Origin of the sequence: Enterobacteriaceae endosymbiont of Donacia bicoloricornis, from assembly GCF_012567955.1 — a bacterium.
Classification (GTDB): domain Bacteria; phylum Pseudomonadota; class Gammaproteobacteria; order Enterobacterales; family Enterobacteriaceae.
Genome location: NZ_CP046186.1, coordinates 267,601 through 287,585, shown reverse-complemented (window position 1 = coordinate 287,585; position 19,985 = coordinate 267,601). Strand labels below are relative to the sequence as shown.

Annotated in this window: 31 protein-coding genes and 2 tRNA genes; 25 read left to right on the top strand and 8 right to left on the bottom strand. The window is 21.1% G+C overall.

The genetic code is table 11. From position 1 onward, the window contains the following. Positions 1-25 precede the first annotated feature (25 nt). Complete coding sequence (rpsA, locus tag GJU03_RS01445; protein ID WP_168918919.1) at positions 26-1,684, top strand: 30S ribosomal protein S1; 1,659 nt, start codon at positions 26-28, stop codon at positions 1,682-1,684. 78 nt (positions 1,685-1,762) lie between these two features. Beyond that, a complete protein-coding gene (locus GJU03_RS01440) occupies positions 1,763-2,410 on the top strand; it encodes an MBL fold metallo-hydrolase (RefSeq protein WP_168918918.1) in 648 nt (215 codons plus the stop codon). Between the two features lie 73 nt (positions 2,411-2,483). Here GJU03_RS01440 and GJU03_RS01435 read toward each other — a convergent pair whose 3' ends face one another. The 4 genes from GJU03_RS01435 to rmuC all read right to left on the bottom strand — a co-directional run bounded on the left by GJU03_RS01435 (position 2,484) and on the right by rmuC (position 7,405). After that, the gene (locus tag GJU03_RS01435) at positions 2,484-3,689 is read right to left on the bottom strand and encodes a porin (protein WP_168918917.1); all 1,206 of its coding nucleotides are present in this window, start codon (positions 3,687-3,689) and stop codon (positions 2,484-2,486) included. Positions 3,690-3,730: 41 nt separating this feature from the next. After that, the gene (gene asnS, locus GJU03_RS01430) at positions 3,731-5,131 is read right to left on the bottom strand and encodes an asparagine--tRNA ligase (protein WP_168918916.1); all 1,401 of its coding nucleotides are present in this window, start codon (positions 5,129-5,131) and stop codon (positions 3,731-3,733) included. Between the two features lie 103 nt (positions 5,132-5,234). Beyond that, complete coding sequence (locus tag GJU03_RS01425) at positions 5,235-6,026, bottom strand: TatD family hydrolase (protein WP_168918915.1); 792 nt, start codon at positions 6,024-6,026, stop codon at positions 5,235-5,237. A 35-nt stretch (positions 6,027-6,061) separates the two neighbouring features. After that, positions 6,062-7,405, bottom strand: a complete 1,344-nt coding sequence (gene rmuC, locus GJU03_RS01420) for a DNA recombination protein RmuC (RefSeq protein ID WP_168918914.1) — start codon at positions 7,403-7,405, stop codon at positions 6,062-6,064. Between the two features lie 143 nt (positions 7,406-7,548). Here rmuC and GJU03_RS01415 point away from each other — a divergent pair. Continuing rightward, positions 7,549-7,621, top strand: a tRNA-Ile gene (locus tag GJU03_RS01415). An 11-nt stretch (positions 7,622-7,632) separates the two neighbouring features. Next, a tRNA-Ala gene (locus tag GJU03_RS01410) sits at positions 7,633-7,706 on the top strand. Between the two features lie 20 nt (positions 7,707-7,726). On the opposite strand, the gene GJU03_RS01405 is transcribed toward GJU03_RS01410, so the two are convergent. Next, positions 7,727-7,969 carry an oxidative damage protection protein gene (locus GJU03_RS01405; protein WP_168918913.1) on the bottom strand — a complete coding sequence of 81 codons (243 nt, stop codon included), beginning with the start codon at positions 7,967-7,969 and terminating at the stop codon, positions 7,727-7,729. Positions 7,970-8,049: 80 nt separating this feature from the next. On the opposite strand from GJU03_RS01405, the gene trmB reads away from it, so the two are divergent. After that, positions 8,050-8,751 carry a tRNA (guanosine(46)-N7)-methyltransferase TrmB gene (gene trmB, locus GJU03_RS01400; protein WP_168918912.1) on the top strand — a complete coding sequence of 234 codons (702 nt, stop codon included), beginning with the start codon at positions 8,050-8,052 and terminating at the stop codon, positions 8,749-8,751. On the opposite strand, the gene hemW is transcribed toward trmB, so the two are convergent. The 3 genes from hemW to ruvX are packed head-to-tail and all read right to left on the bottom strand — an operon-like array spanning position 8,744 to position 10,943. Then, positions 8,744-9,892, bottom strand: coding sequence for a radical SAM family heme chaperone HemW (gene hemW, locus GJU03_RS01395; RefSeq protein ID WP_168918911.1), 1,149 nt, complete (start codon positions 9,890-9,892; stop codon positions 8,744-8,746). The two genes, trmB and hemW, sit on opposite strands and share 8 nt — an antisense overlap. Positions 9,893-9,899: 7 nt before the next feature. Continuing rightward, the gene (locus GJU03_RS01390) at positions 9,900-10,463 is read right to left on the bottom strand and encodes a hypothetical protein (RefSeq protein WP_168918910.1); all 564 of its coding nucleotides are present in this window, start codon (positions 10,461-10,463) and stop codon (positions 9,900-9,902) included. Between the two features lie 45 nt (positions 10,464-10,508). Continuing rightward, positions 10,509-10,943 carry a Holliday junction resolvase RuvX gene (gene ruvX / locus GJU03_RS01385; RefSeq protein WP_168918909.1) on the bottom strand — a complete coding sequence of 145 codons (435 nt, stop codon included), beginning with the start codon at positions 10,941-10,943 and terminating at the stop codon, positions 10,509-10,511. 219 nt (positions 10,944-11,162) lie between these two features. Here ruvX and rpsJ point away from each other — a divergent pair, with 219 nt between their 5' ends. The 20 genes from rpsJ (at position 11,163) to rpmD (ending at position 19,984) form a co-directional block, all read left to right on the top strand. After that, a complete protein-coding gene (gene rpsJ, locus GJU03_RS01380; RefSeq protein ID WP_168821827.1) occupies positions 11,163-11,474 on the top strand; it encodes a 30S ribosomal protein S10 in 312 nt (103 codons plus the stop codon). A 49-nt stretch (positions 11,475-11,523) separates the two neighbouring features. Next, entirely contained in the window at positions 11,524-12,165 is a 642-nt protein-coding gene (gene rplC / locus GJU03_RS01375) for a 50S ribosomal protein L3 (RefSeq protein ID WP_168918908.1), read from the top strand. Positions 12,166-12,199: 34 nt separating this feature from the next. Continuing rightward, positions 12,200-12,805, top strand: coding sequence for a 50S ribosomal protein L4 (gene rplD, locus GJU03_RS01370; protein ID WP_168918907.1), 606 nt, complete (start codon positions 12,200-12,202; stop codon positions 12,803-12,805). Beyond that, positions 12,802-13,107 carry a 50S ribosomal protein L23 gene (gene rplW, locus GJU03_RS01365; RefSeq protein ID WP_168918906.1) on the top strand — a complete coding sequence of 102 codons (306 nt, stop codon included), beginning with the start codon at positions 12,802-12,804 and terminating at the stop codon, positions 13,105-13,107. Before rplD ends, rplW begins: the two co-directional genes overlap by 4 nt. A gap of 18 nt (positions 13,108-13,125) precedes the next feature. Continuing rightward, a complete protein-coding gene (rplB, locus tag GJU03_RS01360; protein WP_168918905.1) occupies positions 13,126-13,947 on the top strand; it encodes a 50S ribosomal protein L2 in 822 nt (273 codons plus the stop codon). Positions 13,948-13,971: 24 nt separating this feature from the next. After that, positions 13,972-14,259 (top strand): 30S ribosomal protein S19, encoded by a 288-nt coding sequence (gene rpsS, locus GJU03_RS01355; RefSeq protein ID WP_168918904.1) that lies wholly within the window; start codon positions 13,972-13,974, stop codon positions 14,257-14,259. Between the two features lie 36 nt (positions 14,260-14,295). After that, positions 14,296-14,646, top strand: a complete 351-nt coding sequence (rplV, locus tag GJU03_RS01350) for a 50S ribosomal protein L22 (RefSeq protein ID WP_168918903.1) — start codon at positions 14,296-14,298, stop codon at positions 14,644-14,646. Beyond that, positions 14,646-15,362 (top strand): 30S ribosomal protein S3, encoded by a 717-nt coding sequence (gene rpsC, locus GJU03_RS01345; protein WP_168918902.1) that lies wholly within the window; start codon positions 14,646-14,648, stop codon positions 15,360-15,362. Before rplV ends, rpsC begins: the two co-directional genes overlap by 1 nt. An 18-nt stretch (positions 15,363-15,380) precedes the next feature. After that, positions 15,381-15,782 (top strand): 50S ribosomal protein L16, encoded by a 402-nt coding sequence (gene rplP / locus GJU03_RS01340; protein WP_168918901.1) that lies wholly within the window; start codon positions 15,381-15,383, stop codon positions 15,780-15,782. A gap of 12 nt (positions 15,783-15,794) precedes the next feature. Continuing rightward, the gene (rpmC, locus tag GJU03_RS01335) at positions 15,795-16,010 is read left to right on the top strand and encodes a 50S ribosomal protein L29 (protein ID WP_168918900.1); all 216 of its coding nucleotides are present in this window, start codon (positions 15,795-15,797) and stop codon (positions 16,008-16,010) included. Next, the gene (rpsQ, locus tag GJU03_RS01330) at positions 15,995-16,249 is read left to right on the top strand and encodes a 30S ribosomal protein S17 (protein WP_168918899.1); all 255 of its coding nucleotides are present in this window, start codon (positions 15,995-15,997) and stop codon (positions 16,247-16,249) included. The genes rpmC and rpsQ overlap by 16 nt, the downstream gene beginning before the upstream one ends. A gap of 74 nt (positions 16,250-16,323) precedes the next feature. Then, positions 16,324-16,695, top strand: a complete 372-nt coding sequence (gene rplN / locus GJU03_RS01325; RefSeq protein WP_168918898.1) for a 50S ribosomal protein L14 — start codon at positions 16,324-16,326, stop codon at positions 16,693-16,695. A 22-nt stretch (positions 16,696-16,717) separates the two neighbouring features. After that, positions 16,718-17,032, top strand: a complete 315-nt coding sequence (rplX, locus tag GJU03_RS01320; protein WP_168918897.1) for a 50S ribosomal protein L24 — start codon at positions 16,718-16,720, stop codon at positions 17,030-17,032. A 17-nt stretch (positions 17,033-17,049) separates the two neighbouring features. Then, positions 17,050-17,589: a 50S ribosomal protein L5 gene (gene rplE / locus GJU03_RS01315; protein ID WP_168918896.1), complete on the top strand. Its 540-nt coding sequence runs from the start codon at positions 17,050-17,052 to the stop codon at positions 17,587-17,589. 14 nt (positions 17,590-17,603) lie between these two features. After that, positions 17,604-17,909, top strand: a complete 306-nt coding sequence (gene rpsN, locus GJU03_RS01310; protein ID WP_168918895.1) for a 30S ribosomal protein S14 — start codon at positions 17,604-17,606, stop codon at positions 17,907-17,909. 34 nt (positions 17,910-17,943) lie between these two features. Continuing rightward, a complete protein-coding gene (gene rpsH / locus GJU03_RS01305; protein ID WP_168918894.1) occupies positions 17,944-18,336 on the top strand; it encodes a 30S ribosomal protein S8 in 393 nt (130 codons plus the stop codon). A 20-nt stretch (positions 18,337-18,356) separates the two neighbouring features. Next, positions 18,357-18,890: a 50S ribosomal protein L6 gene (gene rplF / locus GJU03_RS01300; protein ID WP_168918893.1), complete on the top strand. Its 534-nt coding sequence runs from the start codon at positions 18,357-18,359 to the stop codon at positions 18,888-18,890. A gap of 25 nt (positions 18,891-18,915) precedes the next feature. After that, entirely contained in the window at positions 18,916-19,269 is a 354-nt protein-coding gene (gene rplR / locus GJU03_RS01295; RefSeq protein WP_168918892.1) for a 50S ribosomal protein L18, read from the top strand. A 21-nt stretch (positions 19,270-19,290) separates the two neighbouring features. Continuing rightward, the gene (gene rpsE, locus GJU03_RS01290; RefSeq protein ID WP_168918891.1) at positions 19,291-19,821 is read left to right on the top strand and encodes a 30S ribosomal protein S5; all 531 of its coding nucleotides are present in this window, start codon (positions 19,291-19,293) and stop codon (positions 19,819-19,821) included. Beyond that, on the top strand, positions 19,805-19,984 hold the full coding sequence (gene rpmD, locus GJU03_RS01285) for a 50S ribosomal protein L30 (protein ID WP_168918890.1): 180 nt from the start codon (positions 19,805-19,807) through the stop codon (positions 19,982-19,984). Before rpsE ends, rpmD begins: the two co-directional genes overlap by 17 nt. Position 19,985 lies beyond the last annotated feature (1 nt).

Below are 19,985 nucleotides of genomic sequence, written 5' to 3'. Positions count from 1 at the left end.
TATAAAACATTTAAAAGTTACTAATATGAATGAGTGTTTTGCAGAGTTATTTGAGAAATCATTAAAAAATAAAATTATTAATTTAGGATCAATAATTTCTGGAACTATTGTTTCTATTGAAAAAGATATTGTTTTAGTAGATGCTGGATTAAAATCAGAATCTTGTATTCCTATTTCACAATTTAAAAACTCCCAAGGAGAGTTAGAAGTAAAAGTAGGAGATATTGTAGATGTATCACTAGATTTAATAGAAGATGGTTTTGGTGAAACTATTTTATCTAGAGAGAAAGCTAAAAGACATGAATCTTGGTTAATTTTAGAAAAAGCTAATATAGATAATAGTAACATAAAAGGGATAATTACTGGTAAGGTAAAAGGAGGTTTCACTGTTGAACTTAACAGCATCAGGGCTTTTTTACCTGGTTCTTTAGTAGATATTAGACCAATTAGAGATACTTCTCATTTAGAAGGTAAAGAATTAGATTTTAAAGTTATTAAATTAGATCAAAAAAGAAATAATGTAGTTGTCTCTAGAAAAGCAGTAATAGAATTAGAAAATAGTGCAGAAAGAAATCATTTATTAAATACTATATATGAAGGTATGGAAATTAAAGGTTTAGTAAAAAATCTTACTGATTATGGAGCATTTGTTGATTTAGGAGGAATTGATGGATTATTACATATTACAGATATGGCATGGAAAAGAGTAAAACATCCAAGTGAAATTGTTAATATTGGTGATGAAATTAAAATTAAAATATTAAAATTTGACAAAGATAAAACTCGTGTTTCGTTAGGATTAAAACAATTAGGAGAAGATCCATGGAAGTCTATTTCTAAACGTTATCCTGAGAATAGTAAATTATTAGGACGTGTTACAAATTTAACAGATTATGGCTGTTTTGTAGAAATTGAAGAAGGAGTAGAAGGATTAGTTCATATATCAGAAATGGATTGGACAAATAAAAATATACATCCTACTAAAATAGTAAATGTTAATGATAAAATTGAAGTTATGGTATTAGATATTGATGAAGAAAGAAGAAGAATTTCTTTAGGAATTAAACAATGTACAAATAATCCTTGGTTAGAATTTTCTAAAAATTATCAAAAAGGAGATCATGTAAAAGGAAAAATAAAGTCAATAACAGATTTTGGTATTTTTATTGGATTAAATGGTGGTATAGATGGATTAGTTCATTTATCCGATTTATCATGGATAAATAATGGTGAAGATGAAGTTCATAAATATAAAAAAGGTAATAGTATTACAACTATAGTTTTACAAGTAGATTCAGAAAGAGAAAGAATTTCTTTAGGAATTAAACAATTACAGGAAGATCCTTTAAATAAATATTTAATAGAACAAAAAAAAAATAAAACAGTAAAAGGAATTATATCTAACATAGATAATAAAAATATTAAATTAAAATTTAATGATGAAATATTAGGTAATGTTAAATTATCTGAATATAAAAATAGTAAAATTGAAAATATTATAAAATATTTTAAAGTAGGTCAAAATATAGAAGGAAAAATAAATAACGTTGATCGTAAAACTAGAATTGTTAATATAATTATTGATTTAAAAAATATAGAAAGTAAAATTTTTAAAAAAAATAAAAAAAATAATTTTTCTAATATAATGACAGAAGCTTTTAAAGCTGCTAAAAAATATGAGTAATTAATATTATTAATTTTAATTAATATATTAAGAATAATTTTAAAAAAAATTAAAGTAAGTAAATTAATTGTAATAATTATGAATTATTTAGTTATCCCAGTTACAAATTTTAATCAAAATTGTTATATAATATGGTGTAAAAAAACATTAAGCGCAGCTCTTATTGACCCAGGAGGAGAATATTTAAAAATTTTAAAAATTTTGAATAAATATAAACTAAATATAGTTAAAATTTTAATAACTCATTGTCATTTAGATCATATTGGGGCGGCTTATGTTTTATCAGAAATTTTAAATATACCTATATTAGGCCCACATAAAAAAGATATTTTTTGGATAAAAAATCTAAAATTACAGAATAAACTTTTTCAACTTCCATCTTGTATTTTTAAAAAAAATATATGGCTAAAAAATTATCAAAAAATTTATATAGGAAAAATCATTTTCCAAACATATCATTGTCCAGGGCATACCCCAGGACATGTTATTTTTTTCAATAAATTAAATAATATTTTAGTATCAGGAGATACTATTTTAAAAAATAGTATAGGTCGAACAGATTTACCAAAAAGTAATTTTAATATTTTAATTAATTCTATAAAACAAAAAATCCTATCATTAGGAATGGATACATTAATCCTTCCAGGACATGGAGAAAAAACATATATTTATTATGAATTAATGAATAATCCTTGGTTAAAAAATTATAAAACTAACTACTTCTAAAATTTATTTTTTAATAAAATTATTAAATTTAAGAAATAGCTAGTAATTAATAAATATTTTATTTTATCATTTTTTAAAAATGATAAATTAAACCAACACCAAAAAGATTATTTGTAAAAATATGATTTGATTTTATATATCTATTATTTTTATTTAATAAATTAATACGGTAATCAAAATAAGCGGATAAATTTTTATTAAATTTATAAATTGTATTAATTGTTACATATTTTAGAAAATTTATATTTCCTCCATCATAATGATATCCAGCAGGAATATTACTTCCTTCTGACTGAATATATGAAATAGTAGCTTTTAAATTATTATTAAATTTATATTGTCCAATAATTTCTAAATTTGTCATTTTGTTAGCAAAATAATAATTATTTCTATCTAAATATGTTAATGAATTTTTTGCTTTACTAAAAACAGTAGCTAAATAAATATTATTTTTTTCATATTTAGCACCAATTGAAAAAGCACTTATATCATCATTTTTATTATTATTTTTTATGAAAAAAATTTTTTTTAATTCATCATTTTTATCAATTATTTTGGAAGAGTTAAAATAAGATCCAGTAATACTAACTCCAGAATCTCCTATTTTATATTTAAATGATGCTCCCCATCCTTTCTTATTTTTTTCCTTCTCTATAAAAATATTACGGTTTTTATTATCATTTTCATTATGAAAAACATCATTTTCAGTATACAATAAAGGACTTTTATATTGTAAAGCAATATCTAATCCTTTAATTAGACCAAAAAAATTTTTATTTCTATATGTTAGAAGATTATTTGCTCTTCCAAACATAAACTTATCATTGTAATTATACATTAAGTCACTTATAAAAAAAGATTCTTTTTTAATTAAAGAAGTTGTATCATACAAAATTCCATAATTCCTTCCAAAATCAATAGAACTATTTCCATTATTAAAGTTAAAACCTATAAATCCTAACCGTATTGAGGGAAAAATGTTTTTATCCATTTCAGTTTGATTTATTGGTAAGCTATATTCAAATTGTGCATAACCATCAATATTATTAAAAATATTTGTGTTACTTTTAAAACCCAGAATCATATTTGAGATAATATTTTCATATTTTTTTGGTATATCTTCTCTATCTTTATTAGAAGAAGCTTTTTTAATATCTAAAAATCCATATAAATCTATTTTTTGTCCATTTTTATTATAAATTTCACTTGCATTAACAGTAGTAATACTACTAATTGTTAATAAAAAAGATATTAAAATTTTTAATATATTACATTTCATCATTTTTATCCTTATTAATAATAAAAATTTTTATAAATTTTTTAAAATTTTGCATTATAAGGAGTTCTTGGAAAAGGTATTATATCTCTAATATTATATATTCCAGTAATATACGATATCAGTCTTTCAAAACCTAAACCAAATCCAGAATGAGGTATAGTGCCATATTTTCTTAAATCACGATACCACCAATAATTATTTTTATTAAGTTTTAATTCTTCTAATCTTTCATCTAGAATATTTATTCTACTTTCACGTTGAGAACCTCCTATAATTTCTCCAATATCAGGAAATAAAACATCTATAGATGCTACAGTTTTTTTATCATTATTTAAATACATATAAAATGCTTTAATATTTTTAGGATAATTATATATTATTACTATATTCTTAAAATATTTATTTGTTAAATATTTTTCATGTTCTATTAAAAGATCTTCCCCCCAGGTAATTAAATGAGAAAAATTTTCTTTACATTTTGTAAGTATATTTATTACTTCATTATATTCAATAATATTAAATTTATTTAATAATATTTTATTTATTTTATTAAATAAATTATTATCTTCTCGTTGAGATAAAAAAGAAATTTCACTTTCATGAAAATTTAAAAAGTATTTAAAAATACTTTTTAACATTTTTTCTATAAAATTAATAATATATTCTAAATTAGAAAATGCTATTTCTATTTCTAGCATCCAAAATTCGGCTAAATGACGTTTAGTATTTGAATTTTCAGCTCTAAAAGTAGGACCAAATGTATAAACTTTAGACATAGAACAAGCATATGTTTCTAAATTTAATTGTCCTGAAACAGTTAAAAATGCTTCTTTCCCAAAAAAATCTTTTTTAAAAATATTTTTATTTTTTTTATATTTAATATTAGATAAGTCTAGAGTAGATACTCTAAACATTTTTCCCGAACCTTCAGTATCTAATGTGGTAATTAAAGGAGTATTTACCCAAAAAAAATTTTTTTTATTTAAAAAATTATGTATATACAAAGCTATGTTATGTTTTATTCTTGTAATACAACTGATTATTTTTGTTCTAGATCTTAGATGAGATACTTCTCTTAAATATTTTAAACTATGTTTTTTAGGAGAAATAGGATATTTTCCAGGATTATAAACCCAACCTATAACTTTTATTTTTAATGCATGTATTTCATATTTTTGTAAATTTTTAGGAGAATATTTCAATATTCCTTTTACTGTTAAAGAACATCCACTAGTAATATTTAAAATTTCTTTTTTATAATTATTTAATTTATTATTTGCAATAATTTGTATATCATTAATACATGAACCATCATATAAATTAATAAAAGAAATACCTAATTTAGAATGTCTTTTATTACGAACCCAACCACCTATAAATACTTTACTATTAATTTTTATTTTTTCAGTCATTAATTGAGATATATTAGAAGTTAAATACATTATTGTTTTCTCTTGAATAAAATTTTAAATTTAAAAATTAATATTATTATTCACTATTAAATAAATTTAAATCTATAAAAATTAAAATTTAAAATATTTATATTTAATTTAAATTAAAAATATTAAAAGCATTTTTTTCTGTTTGAATATCTAAAATTGAATATGTTTCTTCTCTTAAAGATACAATTTTTTTTAAAAGATTAGGTAATAATGAAGGTTCATTTCTCCCTTTAAATTTTTTATATATTTTAAAATACATTTCTTTAAATAATAAAAATGGAGAATCAGTTCCAATTAATAATTTTTCTTTAGGAATTAATTCAACATCATTTATAGATCCTATTCTATATTTTTTATTAAAAAATAATTCACTTAAACCTATTGACATATTCATATCTAAACATTTTTCTAATTCATATTTATTACCAGAAAAACAATGTATTATAATTTTAGAAATTTTATAATTCCAAAATTTTAATATTTTAAAAAAAAAACTAAAAGCATTACGACAATGTAAATATATAGGTACAGAATAAGATGCAGCTAATTCAAGTTGTGTATTAAAAGCTAATAATTGTTTTTTTTGAGATGAAAAATTTCTATAAAAATCTAATCCACATTCTCCTATTGCTACAATATTTTTATATTTTAATAATTTTTCTATTTTGTTAATAGAATTATTTTCCCATAAATTAGCATAATGAGGATGAATTCCTACTGTAGACCAACAATAATTTTTATATTTTTTAGTTATATTATAAGCATTTAAGCTATCTTTTAGATTACAACTAATAATTAACATTCCATTAACTTTATTTTTAATAGCTCTATTTATAACAGTACTTATATCTTTTTTAAATTGTTTATTTGTTAAATTAACACTTATATCGAACATAAGTATACTCTTTATATATTTTTTTTAAAACTATTTTATTTTTTTTCTATAAAATTTTTATTAATTTTATTTATTACTTTAATACCTAAATTACGAAAATTTTCTGCTTGAGAAATTATATTACCTTTACCTTTAAATAATTTTTTAATCACTAAATTATAATTTAATTGTAGTTTATTAATATTTTTTTCCAAAAGATGTATGTCATCTACAAACAATCTGATTTTATCATATAATTTTGTAGCTTTACTTGCAATAATTAAAGAATTTTTATTTTGTTTATCAAAACGCCATAAATTTTCTATTGTCCTTAAAGAAATCATTAAAGTTGTAGGACTAACTAACATAATATTTAATTTTAAAGCTTCATATAATAAATTAGGCTTAAAATTAATTGCTAAAGAAAATGCAGATTCTATGGGAATAAACATTATAATATAATCTAATAATTTTAGTTTTAATAGACATTGATATTCTTTATTACTTAATAAATGTAAGTGCGTACGAATAGCTAATATATGTTCATTTAATGCTTTTTTTTTTTTGTTTTTATCGTTAGTATTAAAATAACGTTCATATGCTATTAAAGTCATTTTTGAATCTATGATTACTTTTTTATCATATGGTAAATTTATAATTACATCCGGTTGTATTATTTTTTCATTTTCTAATTTAATTTTTTTTTGTGTTTCATATTCATATCCTTTTCTTAAACCAGAAGATTCTAAAATTTTATTTAATATTAATTCTCCCCAAATACCTTGAATTTTATTATTACCTTTTAAAGCATTAGTAAGATTAATAGCTTCTTGAGATATATGTATATTTAATTTTTTTAAATTTTTAATTTCATTAGTTAATATATTTCTTTCTAATGATTCTTGATTTAAATTTTTTTGTAACTGTTCTTTTAAAGATTCTAACTGTATATTTAAAGGATGAATAATATTTTTAATATTTTGAGTACTATATTCGTTTATTTTTTTTTCACTATTTTTAAAAATTTTATTAGCTAAATTTTGAAATTCTATATTTAGAAAATGATTATTATTAATTAATAATTTTTCTTTTTTATCAAAAAAAATAATAGTATCATTGAGTTTTGTTTGAAGTTCTTTAATTTTTATTTTTAAATTTAAAATAGTTTCAAATTGATTAGATATAATCTTATTTAAATTTTTATTTTTTATTTTTATTTTTTGTAAAAATTCAATTTTTTCTGTTTTTTTAATCAATTTAATCTCTAATTCTCTATTTTCTTTTATTTTTTTTATCAAGTAATTTTTAGAAATTTTTTTTTGTTTTTTAAAACAAAAAAATATAATAATAATTAATATAAATTGTATAAAAAAATAAATAAAATTTTTATCAAAAAACATTAAATTTATAACCTAAATATAAAAATATCATTATTATTTTTTTTTTTAAAAAAATAAAGTTTATTTATTAAAATAAATATTATATTATTATTGACATTTATTGATAAATATGAATTAATTAAAGTCTATTTATGATAGTAAATAGGCTTGTAGCTCAGAGGTTAGAGCACACCCCTGATAAGGGTGAGGTCGGTGGTTCAAATCCACTCAAGCCTATAAAATTTAATGGGGCTATAGCTCAGTTTGGTAGAGCATCTGCTTTGCACGCAGAGGGTCAGCGGTTCGACCCCGCTTAGCTCCAACATTATTATTTTAATAAAACTAAAAATTATTATTTTTAAATAAAAAATTTATCATTTCCTGTTCTAAAAAGGAAATATCTTTTTCTTTTGTCATATTTAATTTTTTTTCATTAATTAATTTAGTTTGATATATTAACCATTGCATCCACGCTTTTTTAGAAATATGATTATAAATTATTTCTCCTATATTACCGGGATATACTTTATAATTTAATTTTTGCATTTTACATTGAAAATATACACAAAAAATTTTTTTTGACATAAATTTTCTTTTATATTTTTTTATTAAAATAATATAATATATAATCTATTTTTTTCAACATTGTCTATTTATTTTAAAGCATGAATAATATAAAAAGTTTTGTTTGTCGTTATAGAAAATTAAAAAAATTAAAACAAATAATTTTTAATAAATATTTTAATTTTTTTAATATTTCTTATAAAGAAAAAAAAATAAATTTTATAAATATTTTTAATAATAAATTACCAATTATAATTGATATTGGTTTTGGTAGAGGTAATAATATAATTAATTTTGCTATGAATAATACTAATTATAATTTTATTGGAATAGAAGTTTATATACCAGGAATTATAAATTGTTTACAAAAAATAAAAAAAAATAAGATTAAGAATCTAAAATTAATTTATTATGATGCTTTTTATGTATTAAAAAATATGTTTCCAAATTACTCAATTGAATTAATTCAATTATATTTTCCTGATCCTTGGCCAAAAAAAAAACATAAAAAAAGAAGATTATTAAAAATAGATTTTTTAAAAATTATTTTTTTTAAACTAAAAAATAATGGATTGTTGTATATAATAACTGATTGTTTAGATTATAAAAATAGTATTATATCAAACATAAAAAATATTAATAATATTAATAATAAATTTATTATTTTAAAATCTAATCAATATCAAAATATTTATAAAAACTTTAACTTAAATTTATTAAAAACTAGATTTTTAAATCAAGCAAAAAAAAAGAAAAGAAATATTTATTGTATAGAATATAAAAAAATTTTACTTATTAAATAAAAATTTCTAATAGATCATTTAAATATAAATGTCCTTTATTAGTTATAAACCAATAATTATTATTTTCTTTTAAATAATTTAATTTTAATGCTTTTTTTATTAAAGGTAAAATTTTTGTGATTTTTATTCCAGTAATTTTAAAAAATTCTTTTTTATTAATTTTTTTATATAATCTAAAACGATTTAAGAAAAATTCGAATATTATTTCTTTATCTAAAATTTTTTTTGTAGAATAAAAATAGTAACCGTTTATATATTGTTTTATATTCTTATTTTTAATAATTCTAATAATTTTTTTATTTAATAGAGTAATTTTACTATGAGAATTACAACCAATACCCAAATAATTACCAAAATACCAATAATTTAAATTATGTTTACACACAAATTCTTCTTTTCTTACAAAAGAAGAAATTTCATATTGAAAATATTTATGCTTAAAAAGCATTTTTTTACCCTGTAAAAACATTTTCCATAATAAATCATCATTTAATAAATTTTTAGGTTTAATTTTTTCAAATATTGTATTTTTTTCAATAGTTAATTGATACCATGAAATATGACTAGGCTGAAATAAAATTGCTTTGTATAAATCATCATAAGAATTTTTTAATGATTGACCTGGTATACCATAAATGATATCTAAATTAAAGTTTGATATATTATTTTGAATTAAAATATTAATAGCATTAATAGCTTCTTCAGAATTATGTATTCTTCCTAAAATTTTTAAACTTTTATTATTAAAACTTTGAATACCAATAGAAAAACGATTAATACCACTATCAATATAACTTCTAATTTTTTTTTCAGAAATAGAAGATGGATTTATTTCAATTGTAATTTCTGCTGTTTTTAAAACATTCACATTTTTTTTTATTTTATTTAAGAGTAATGAAATTAGTTTTTTATTTAATAAACTTGGTGTGCCTCCTCCTAAAAAAATACTTTTAATATAAATTGTTCTTTTAATTAAAAATAAGGTTTTTTTTAAATCTAGTAATAAACTATTTATATATTGTTCTTGTACTTGTTTATTTTTTTTTATAAAAATAGTTGAGTAAAAATCACAATAAGGACATTTTTTTAAACACCAAGGAATATGAATATATAAACTGTAATATTTATTAAAATTTATCATATTTTTTTTATATTAAAAACCAAAATTGTGGAAATAAATCTATTAATAAATTACTTAAAAAGTATAAAATTATATTAGTGATTAATAGAATTATATTAATATTATAAGTATTAAAAAAATTATTTTTTTTAAAATTATATATTTGATTTATAAATATTTCTAAAAGATCGATTAAATCATTATTTTTAAAATTAAAAATGTTAGAAATTAAATATATAGTAATTAACCAAAAAAATAAATATCCTAAAAATTTTAATAAAGTTAAAATACTAACAAAAAGATAAGCATTTAATTTATAAAAAAATAAATTTTTATCTTGTATTAAAATTAATATTGGATATTTTAAAAATAATAGTAATATAATTATTACTAATATTAGTAATAATTCATTTTTTTTTTTTTTTAAAAAAAAAATTTTAAAATATTTTAAAATAAAGTTTGTTAATAACATAATATATCTTACAAAAGAATTATAATAATCATTAATTGAAAAATATATCCATAATCTTAATAAAAAAATAAAAAGAATAATTTCTATTAGATGTTTATAAAAACATATTATTGTTATCATAATATAATAACCTCAAATTATATAAAATATTTTTTATAAAAAAAATTAATTATTTTCAAACCAACTTTGTAAAATAATACATGCTGATAATGAATTAATATCATCTGTTTTTAATTTTTTCCAACCTCCTTTTGAAAACAAAATATATTTAGCTTCAACTGTACTTAATCTTTCATCATGAAAAATTATTTCTATATTAAATTTTTTTTTTATATTAAAAGCAAAATTTTTAGCTAAAACAGTAGTATATTGTTGGCTTCCATCCATTTTTAATGGTAATCCAACTATAATTTTTTTAGGTTTCCACTGATTAATTAAATCATCAAATTTCATCCAATCAATATTTCCTATTTTTTTATTTTTTATAACTTTTAATTTATGTGCTATACGAATTAAACTATGTCCTACTGCAACTCCTATATTTCTAACACCATAATCAAAGGCTAATAATGTTATGTTATTATTATGTTGTTCATTCATTTTAAGTAATAAGTCTTTATATTAAAAGATAATAATTTTCATTATACTTAATAAGTAATATTATATAATTTTTTATATTTTATAAATGAAATATATTGCTTTAATGATACTTTATAAGTCATAATAATATGATTTTTATTTTTTATAAAATCAAATAGGTCTCTCAATATATATTTTATAGAGAGTTATTTTTATTTTTAAACAAGAGGCTCTGGTCTAATGCAGAACCAAAGAATCCGTATTCGTCTAAAAGCTTTTGATCATCGTTTAATTGATCAATCAACAGCCGAAATTGTTGAAACAGCTAAACGTACTGGTGCTCAAGTTCGTGGTCCAATACCTTTGCCTACTCGCAAAGAAAAATTTACAATATTAATATCACCTCATGTTGATAAAGATGCAAGAGATCAATATGAAATCAGAACTCATAAACGTTTAGTTGATATTATAGAACCAACAGAAAAAACTGTAGATGCATTAATGAGATTAGATTTAGCTGCAGGTGTTGATGTACAAATAAGTTTAGGTTAATAAAATCTATTATAATTTTTTTAACATATAAATAGAGTATATATACAATATGATTGGATTAATAGGGAAAAAAATGGGTATGACTCGAATTTTTACTAAAGAAGGTTTATCCATTCCAATAACTGTTATACATTTTGATACAATTCGTATTACTCAAATTAAGACAATTTTAAATGATGGATATAATGCAATTCAAATGACTACAGGATTTAAAAAAACAAGTCGTATTAATAAAGCTGAAATGGGACATTTTTTAAAAGCACAAACAGAAGCAGGATATATTTTATGGGAATATCGTCTTAAAAAAAATAATCTTGAAAAATTTTATGTAGGACAAAAAATTAATATTGATATTTTTAAACAAATAATAAAAGTAGATATTACTGGAATATCTAAAGGAAAAGGATTTTCAGGAACTGTAAAAAGATGGAATTTTAAAACTCAAGATGCAAGTCATGGAAATTCTCTCTCACATAGAGTTCCTGGATCTATTGGACAAAATCAAACTCCTGGAAGGGTATTTAAAGGTAAAAAAATGGCTGGACAATTAGGTAATAAAAAAATTACTATTCAAAATTTACATATAATAAAATTAAACACTATAAAAAATTTATTACTTATAAAAGGAGCTGTTCCTGGATATACTGGGAGTAATGTTATTGTTAAACCAGCAGTAAAAAATTTAATTTAATAAAATTATTACATTAATTAATTAGGCATTTATAATGGAAATTATAACAGAAGATACTAAAGATATAGTTATAGTTTCAGATAATATTTTTAATAGGAATTATAACAAATCATTAATACATCAATTAGTAGAATCATATAGAACAATAGGCAGACAGGGTACTAAAGCACAAAAAACAAGAGGAGAAGTAAAAGGATCAAGTAGAAAACCCTGGAAACAAAAAGGTACAGGTAAAGCTAGAGCAGGATCTTTTAAAAGCCCAATTTGGCGTTCTGGAGGTGTTACTTTTGCAACAAAAAATAAAATATACAATAAAAAAATTAATAAAAAAATGTTTCGTAACGCATTAAAAAGCATTTTGTCAAAATTAATTAAAGAAAAAAGATTAATTTTAGTAAAAAATTTTACTATTAATCAACCAAAAACTAAAATATTAATTGAAAAATTAAAAAAATATTTATCTCATAAAATAATGATTATTACAACATTTATTGATCAAAATTTATTTTTGGCATCAAGGAATTTATATAATATCAAAATTAAAAATTCTATCAATATAAATCCTATTTATTTAATAAATGCTAATAAGATTATTATAACCGTTAATGCTATTAAACATATAGAAGAGATATTAAAATGATTTTTAAAGATCATGATTTTAAAATCATAAAAGGAACACATATTTCTGAAAAATCTTCTTTTGTTACAGAAAAAACAAATACTTTAATTATAAAAGTTTTAAAAAAAGCAACAAAAATAGATATTAAAAAAGCAATAAAAAAAATTTTTAATATAAAAGTTAAACATGTTAATACTTTAATTGTTAAAGGTAAAAAAAAGAAAAACAAAAGATATAATTATAAACGTAGTAATTGGAAAAAAGCATATATAATTTTAGAAAAAAATCAAAAAATTGATTTTAATATCAACAAAAATTTATAAGGATTAAATTTATAAAACATGATAGTAAAAAAATATAATCCGACATCTCCTGGTAGACGTCACATGATTAAGGTTATTAATCGTCATTTATATAAAGGAAGACCTTTTTCTTCTAAAGTCGAAAAAAAAAATAAAACAGGAGGAAGAAATAATAATGGTCGTATTACAACTCGTCATATTGGAGGAGGTCATAAAAAATTATATCGTATTGTAGATTTTAAAAGAAATAAAGATAATATTCCTGCTATAGTAGAACGTATTGAATATGATCCAAATCGTTCAGCTCATATTGCATTAATTAAATATAAAGATGGAGAAAAAAAATATATTTTATCTCCTAAAAATCTTAAAGTTGGTGATATTGTAGAATCAGGAATAAATGTTAATATTAGAATCGGCAATACATTACCTTTAAACAATATTCCTGTTGGAACTATTTTACATAATGTTGAAATGAAACCAGGAAAAGGTGGACAAATAGCAAGAGCAGCAGGAACATATGTGCAATTAATTGCAAAAGAAGGAACTTACATAACTTTAAGATTAAAATCAGGAGAAATTCGTAAAATTTTATCTAATTGTAGAGCTACATTAGGAGAAATAGGGAATAATGAACATATGTTAAAAACTTTTGGTAAGGCAGGAGCAAAAAGATGGAAAGGAATTAGGCCTACAGTTAGAGGAACAGCTATGAATCCTATAGATCATCCTCATGGTGGAGGAGAAGGTAAAAATTTTGGGAAACATCCCGTAACCCCATGGGGAATACAGACTAAAGGAAAAAAAACAAGAAAAAATAAAAGAACAGATAAATATATTATTAAAAATCGTAACAAATAATTTTAATAAAAGGGAATAAAAAATATGCCACGTTCTTTAAAAAAAGGTCCTTTTATTGATCAACATTTATTAAAAAAAGTTGAAAAATCAATAAAAAATAAAGATAAAAAACCATTACGGACATGGTCCAGGCGTTCAACTATTTTTCCTAATATGATTGGATTAACCATTGCTGTACATAATGGTAGACAACATGTTCCAATATATATTTTAGATGAAATGGTTGGTCATAAGTTAGGTGAATTTGCACCAACACGTACATATAGAGGACATACAGCTGATAAAAAAATTAAAAAAACTTTAAAAAAATAAATATATATATGAAATATATTTTACTTAAGGTAAAAAATGGAAATTCTTGCAAAATATAAATATGCTCCTTCTTCTGCACAAAAATTAAGATTGGTAGCTAATATTATTAGAGGTAATAATATCTCTAAAGCTTTAGATATATTAAATTTTTCTAATAAAAAATCAGCTTTTTTAATTAAAAAAGTATTAAATTCAGCTATAGCTAATGCTGAACATAATTATGGATTAGATATTGATAGTTTATTTATATTTAAAATCTTTATAGATTTAGGTACAAATATAAAACGTATTATGCCTCGTGCTAAAGGTCGTTCAGACCGAATTTTAAAATATACAAGTCATATTACTATTGTGTTATCAGATAAAATAATTGGGGAAAAAAATTAATGGGGCAAAAAACACATCCTAATGGATTAAGATTAGGAATTACAAAAATATGGAATTCTATATGGTTTGCAAATACAAAAAATTATGCAAATTATTTATACAGTGATTTACAAGTCAGAGAATTTTTAAATAAAAAATTAATAAAGGCTTCTGTATCTAAAATTATTATAGAAAGACCATCAAAAAGTATTAGGGTTAATATACATACTGCACGTCCTGGTATTGTAATTGGTAAAAAAGGAGAAGATGTAGAAAAACTTAGAAAAATAATTTCTAAAATTACAGGAGTCCCTGCTCAAGTAAATATAACAGAAGTTAGAAAACCAGAATTAGAAGCAAAATTAGTAGCTGATATAATTTCAGCACAATTAGAAAAAAGAATAATGTTTAGAAGAGCCATGAAAAGAGCTGTACAAAATGCTATGAGATTAGGTGCTAAAGGAGTAAAAGTAGAAGTAAGTGGACGCTTAGGTGGTGCAGAAATTGCACGTACAGAATGGTATAGAGAAGGCAGAGTGCCATTACATACTTTAAGAGCAGATATTGATTTTAGCTTATCAGAAGCAAATACTACTTATGGAATAATAGGAGTAAAAGTATGGATTTTTAAAGGAGAGATATTAAAAAATACTTTTAAAAAAAAATTAATTTTTACAAAATCTATTACACATCATCCACAACCTTATAGGTTACAACGTAATAAAGGACGTAAATAAAAAAGAGGATTTAAAATAATGTTACAACCAAAACGTACAAAATTTAGAAAAATGCATAAAGGTAGAAATCGTGGTGTCATCATAGGAATGAATATTAATTTTGGAAGTTATGGTATTAAGGCAATAAATAGAGGAAGAATTACATCTAAACAAATAGAATCTGCAAGAAGAGCGATTAGTCATTCAATGAAAAGACAAGGAAAAATATGGATTAGAATTTTCCCAGATAAACCTATAACAGAAAAGCCTTTAGAAGTAAGGATGGGGAAAGGTAAAGGTAATGTAGAATATTGGGTAGCTTTAATTCAGCCTGGTAGAATTTTATATGAAATTGATGGAATATCTGAAATTATAGCACGTAAAGCACTTAAATTAGGTGCTGCAAAATTACCTATTAAAACTATTTTTTTAACAAAATAAAATAAATTTTATATGAAAATACATGATATTTTAAAAAAAAATAATAAAGATTTAGAAAATGAGTTATTAAGTTTGTCTAGAGAACAATTTAATTTAAAAATACAATTAACATCTGGTAATTTAAAACAAACTCATTTACTTAAAAAATCTAGAAGAAATATTGCAAAAATAAAAACAATCTTATCTCAAAGAAAAGGAAAAATAACAAAATTATGCAAAAGAAAATAAAAATTTTAAAAGGAAAGGTAATAAGTAATAAAATGCAAAAATCAATAATTGTCAGTATTAATAGATTAATAAAACATCCTATATATGGTAAATATATTAATCGTACAACAAAATTACATGTTCATGATGAAAAAAATATATGTAATATTGGTGATTTTGTTGAAATTAAAGAATGCCGTCCATTATCAAAAACTAAATCTTGGATTTTAGTTAATATTATAAAAAAATCAATAATATAATAAAATATCTATATTCATTAATTTTCAAAAAATTTAAAATTACAATTTTTATTTTTCAAAAATAGAGATAATATATGATACAAGAACATACTATATTAAATATAGCAGATAATTCTGGAGCTAAAAGTGTTATGTGTATAAAAGTTTTAGGTGGATCAAGACGTCGTTATGCAAATATTGGAGATATAATTAAAGTCACTGTAAAAGATGCTATTCCTAGAGGAAAAGTTAAAAAAGGTGATGTATTAAAAGCAGTAATTGTTAGAACAAAAAAAGGGATAAGACGCTCTGATGGTTCTATCATAAGATTTGATCATAATTCATGTGTATTATTAAATGATACTAATGAACAATTAATTGGTACAAGGATTTTTGGTCCTATTACTAGAGAATTACGACATGAAAAATTTATGAAAATTATTTCATTAGCTCCTGAAGTTATTTAATTAAATAAAGAGATAGAAATATATGATACACAAATTTCGTTGTAATGATGAAGTAATAATTTTGGCAGGTAAGGATAAAGGAAAAAAAGGAAAAATTAAATTTTTTATAAAAAAAGAATTAGTAATAATTAAAGGAATTAATATAGTTAAAAAACATAGTAAACCTAATCCTGCGATATCGCATACAGGAGGTATTTTAGAAAAAGAAGCTGGAATTCATATATCTAATATTGCTATTTTTAATAAAAATACAGGTAAAGCTGATCGTATTAAAATTAAAAATAATAAAGGAATAAAAAAAAGATTTTTTAGATCTAATAATAAAAATATAAAATAAATTCGAGATAATATTTAATGTCAAAATTATATAATTATTATAAACATAAAGTAAGAAAAAAATTGATGCTAAAATTTAAATATAAATCTATTATGCAAGTTCCTTGTATAAAAAAAATTACTTTAAATATGGGAGTTGGGAAAGTAATATCTGATAAAAAATATTTAGATAATGCAATAAATGATTTAACTATTATTAGTGGACAAAAACCAATAAAAACAAAATCACATAAATCAATAGCTGCTTTTAAAATAAGAAAAGGATATCCAATAGGATGTAAAGTTACTTTAAGAAAAAAAAAAATGTGGAATTTTTTTGAACGTTTACTATGGATAGTTATTCCTAGAATTAGAGATTTTAGAGGATTATCTAAAAAATCTTTTGATAAAGATGGTAATTATAGTATAGGAATAAAAGAACAAATAATTTTTCCAGAAATTAATTTCGATAAAATCGATCGTATTCGTGGATTAAATATTACAATTACAACTAATAATATTTCAAAAGCAGAAAGTTATTCTTTATTTAAAGAATTTAAATTCCCATTTAGATCATAAAAAAGGTTTATAAAATGACTAAAGAATCTATTAAAGCACGTGAATTAAAAAGAATTAAACTAGGAAAAAAATTTTTTTTAAAAAGAAAAAAATTAAAAAAAATTATTTTAAATATAAATACTACTGATAAAGATCGTTGGAATGCTGTATTTAAATTACAATCCTTACCAAGAGATTCTAGTTTATCAAGACAAAGAAATAGATGTAAAATAACTGGACGACCACATGCTTTTTTAAGAAAATTTGGACTAAGTAGAATTAAATTAAGAGAAGCAGCAATGAAAGGAGATATTCCAGGATTAAAAAAATCTAGTTGGTAAATTTTATTATAAATTAGTATAGGACAATTTTAATATGAGTATACAAAATCCCATTGCAGATATGTTAACACGTATACGTAACGGACAATTATCACATAAATCTAAAATTTTTATGCAATATTCAAAATTAAAGAAGTCTATTGCTCAAATTTTAAAAGATGAAGGATATATTAAAAATTTTAATTTTATTAAAGAAAAAAATTTTTTATTAGAAATTACTTTAAAATATTTTAAAGGAAAAGGAGTTATAGAAAAAATACATTGTGTTAGTCGTCCTGGATTAAGAATTTATAAAAAAAAAAAGTTTTTACCTAAAATTATGGCCGGTTTAGGTATCGCTATTATTTCAACATCTAAAGGAATAATAACAGATCATACTGCACGTTATTATGGAATAGGTGGAGAAATTATATGTTATGTATCTTAAATAAAAAAGGTATATGAATAATGTCTAGAATAGCTAAAAAATTTATTATTATTCCTAGTAATATTAAAATTAATATTAATGGACAAAACATAAATGTTAAAGGGAATAATGGGATATTAGAAAATACTTTTAATAAAAAAATTAAAATAATCTTTAATAAAGATAAATTATTATTTAAACCTAAAAAAAATTGTAAAAAAAGTTGGGCACAAGCTGGAACAGCTAGTTCTATTATGAACTCAATGATTATTGGAGTAACAATAGGATTTTCAAAAAAATTGATATTATTTGGTGTAGGTTATAAATTTTCAATTAAAAATAATATACTTAATTTAATTTTAGGTTTTTCACATACTATAAATTTTAGTTTTCCCAAAGGTATTTTTGGAAAATGTTTAAATCAAAATGAAATAATTTTAACAGGAGCTAATAAGCAACTTTTAGGGCAAGTAGCTGCGAAAATAAGATCTTATCGTCCTCCTGAACCATATAAAGGTAAAGGTATTCGTTATACTAATGAAATAATTAAAATTAAAGAAACAAAAAAAAAATAAAATAAAGATAGAAGGTTTAAAATTAATGAATTTAAAAAAAATTGCTCGTATACGTAGAGCTACTAAATTACGTAAAAATTTAAAAAAGTTAAAAATGATACGTTTATCCATACATCGAACTTCTCGTCATATATATGCACAAATAATTTCTTTAAATAATAAAGTTTTAGTTACTGCTTCAACTTTAGAAAAAAAAATTAGAGAGAAATTAACATATACTGGAAATATAAAATCTGCTATTTTTATAGGGGAAACAATAGCTATCAGAGCTATAAAACATGGTATTTTAAATATATCATTTGATCGTTCGGGATTTAAATATCATGGACGTATTAAAGCATTAGCAAATGCAGCACGTCAAACAGGTTTAAAATTTTAAACATTTTTTAAAAGAAAAAATATGAATATTTATGAAAATAAAAATCAAAATTATGATCTAAAGGAAAAATTAATTTCTGTTAACAGAGTATCTAAAACCGTTAAAGGTGGTCGAATTTTCTCTTTTACAGCTTTAACTGTAGTAGGTAATGGAAATGGAAGAATTGGTTTTGGATATGGAAAAGCAAAAGAAGTTCCTAATGCAATACAAAAAGCAATGGAAAAAGCTAGAAAAAAAATGATTAATATTATTCTTAATAATAATACAATCCAATATCCTATTAAAGGATATCACACCGGATCTTTTGTATTTATGCAACCGGCTCATGAAGGTACAGGTATTATTGCAGGTGGAGCAATGAGAGCTGTATTAGAAGTAGTAGGAATATATAACATTTTAGCTAAGGCTTATGGTTCTACTAATCCTATTAATATAGTAAAAGCAACTATTAAAGGTTTATCTAATATACAATCATTAAAGATGATTGCTGCTAAAAGAAATAAAACTATAGAAGAAATAAAAAGGAATATGAATAGTGTTAAAAAATATTAAAATTACACAAATTAAAAGTTCTATAGGGAGATTACCTAAACATAAAGCAATTTTAATTAGTTTAGGGTTAAAACATATTGGACATACTGTTGTAAAAAAAAATACACCTAGTATTTTAGGAATGATTAAAAAAATATCTTATATGCTAAAGGTTTTATATTAAT